Genomic DNA, 2,447 nt, shown 5'->3' with positions numbered 1-2,447 from the left:
GCGCGCACGGCGTCCCGCGGGGTCAGCTCGCACGTCGTCACGCAGACGGTCGTCTCGGCCGGGCCGTAGGTGTTGAGCAGCCGGACCGCGGCGAACGGCGACCGGTGCCAGGCGGCGAGGCAGTCCGCCTGGACGGCCTCGCCGCCGATGACGACCAGCCGCAGGCCGGGCGGCGGCGTGGCGTCGCCGACGCTCAGCGCGAGCTCGTGCCAGAACGCGGTGGGCAGGTCGAGGACGGTGATCCCGGCCGCCGCGCAGCGTTCGAAGAAGCCGTGGGCCGAACGGAGCATCTCCTCGTTCCGCAGGACGAGTGTCGCCCCCGAGGTCAGCCCTCCGAAGATCTCCTCGACGCTGGCGTCGAACGCCCACGAGGCGAACTGGAGGAGACGGTCGCCCGGACCCAGGCGGTAGAGGTCCGCGATGCCGCCGAGGAACGCCGACAGGGCGCCGTGCTGGACGGCGACGCACTTGGGCCGCCCGGTGGAGCCGGAGGTGAGGATCACGTACGCCGGGTCGTGGGCGGACAGCGGGACGTCCGGCCGCTCGCCGGACTCTTCTCCCGTCGTGGGATCGGCGACGTCGAACCGGACCGGCCCGCGCCCGTCCTCGGTCAGCGCCCGCCCGAGTTCCGCGCCGGCGACGAGCACTGCGACCTCGGCGGCGGCCAGCGCCCCTCGGAGCAGGGACACCGGGTACGCGGGGTCGAGCGGCAGGTAGGCCGCGCCGGCCTTGAGGACGGCCATCATGGCCGTGATCCCGCGTGCCGAGCGGTCCGCCTCCAGGCCGACGACCGCGCCCGGCGTGACACCGGCGGCCCGCAGCCGCTGGGCCAGGCGGTTCGCGGTCCGGTCGAGCCCGGCGTAGGTGAGCGACTCGTCCCCATCGACGACCGCGACCGCGTCCGGCGTGCGGTCGGCCTGCGCCTCGAACGCGTCGACCACCGATGCCGGGACGGGCCCGGCCACGTCCTGCCCACGGCTCCAGCCGTCGATGAGCTCGCGTTCGGGCTCGTCCAGCAGGTCCAGCCGGTTCGGCTCCATGCCGGGCCGATCGAGCGCCGAGCGCAGGAGGGCGGCGAAGTGGCCGGCGAGCAGGCCTGCGGTCGCGGGCTCGAACAGGTCGGCGTCGTACTCGATCGCGCACGAGAGCCCGCCACCCGCCTCGACCACCAGCAGGGAGACGTCGAACTGGGCGCTGCGCGCGTCCACCGGGAACGGTTCGACGGCCAGGTCGCCCAGTTGAACGCGCACGCCCTCCCGGTTGCCGAGGACCAGCTCGCCCAGGTCGGTGAACGGGCCCTGCCGGAGATGCGGTCGTTCCAGCACGAGGGAGGTCTGCACCAGCGGAGGGCGGCTCGGGTCGCGCTCGGGGCATAGTGCCTCCACGATCCTGGAGAACGGCAGGTGCTGGTGCTCCAGGGCGCCGAGCACGGCGGCGCGCACGGCGTCGACGAGCGCGGCGAAGCTCGGCGAACCCGCCGGGGCGACACGGACCGGCAGCAGGTTCACGAAGTACCCCACGACCGACTCGTACGCGGCGCTCGGCCGACCGGCGGAGGGCATGCCCACCAGCACCTCGTCCTGCCCCGCGTGCCGGGTCAGCACGGTCGCCCAGGCCGCGAGCAGGACCGTGTAGAGCGTCGCGCCGGCCTCACTCGCGAACTCCCGCAGCCGCCCGGCCACCTCCGCGTCGACCTCGAAGCGATGGAGCCGCCCGCGGAAGCCCTGCACCGGCGGGCGTGGCGCGTCGAGGGGAAGCTCCAGCGCGGCCGGCGCACCACCGATCTCCCGCCGGAAGTACTCCAGCGCCTCACCGGCCGCGGGGGTCCGCAGGAACCGCTCCTGCCAGCGGACGAAATGCCGATAGCCGACGGATTCCTCCCAGGCGTCGGGCTCGTGGCCGGCCGCGAACGCCGAATACGCCTCGGCCAGCTCCCGTACGACCACCACCAGCGACCACAGGTCGATGACCAGGTGGTGGACCACCACGACGAGCACCGCGTCGTCGGCCGCGCGGGTGAACAGCCGGGCCCGGATCAGCGGGCCACTTCCGAGGTCGAAGGGCCGGCGGATCTCTTCCTCGACGCGCTCCAGGAGCGCTTCGTCGTCCGTCTCCCGGGCGTCGACCGGCCCGAGCGTGCCGTCCGGCTCCACGGTCACGGCGACCGGGCCGTCCTCCCGGAGGCGCACGGCGGTCCGCAGGACAGGGTGCCGGTCGACGATGAGGTCCATCGCGCGGCGGAGCGCGTCCGGGTCGAGGGGCGAGCGGATCCGGACGGCGCACGGCACGTTGTACGCGGCGCTCCCCGGCGCGAGCCGGTGCAGGAACCACAGGGCCGCCTGCCCCTCCGACAGCCGGCTCTCCGTCGCGGTCCCGGCCGCCTCGGCGGACGGCTCATCGCCGGCGGCCACGGGTGTCAGCCCGCCGGCGAGCTCACGGATCGACGT

Annotated in this window: 1 protein-coding gene; it reads right to left on the bottom strand. The window is 74.7% G+C overall.

The genetic code is table 11. The annotated features are described in order from the left end of the window. Positions 1-2,447, bottom strand: a 2,447-nt coding sequence (locus ACFFNX_RS47635; protein WP_378213033.1) for a non-ribosomal peptide synthetase, incomplete at both ends; no start/stop codon positions are given.

The sequence above is a fragment of the Actinoallomurus acaciae genome (genome assembly GCF_042429965.1).
Taxonomy (GTDB): Bacteria; Actinomycetota; Actinomycetes; order Streptosporangiales; family Streptosporangiaceae; genus Actinoallomurus; species Actinoallomurus acaciae.
Note: the sequence above shows the minus strand (reverse complement) of the source record. Positions and strands in the feature narration are given on the sequence as shown.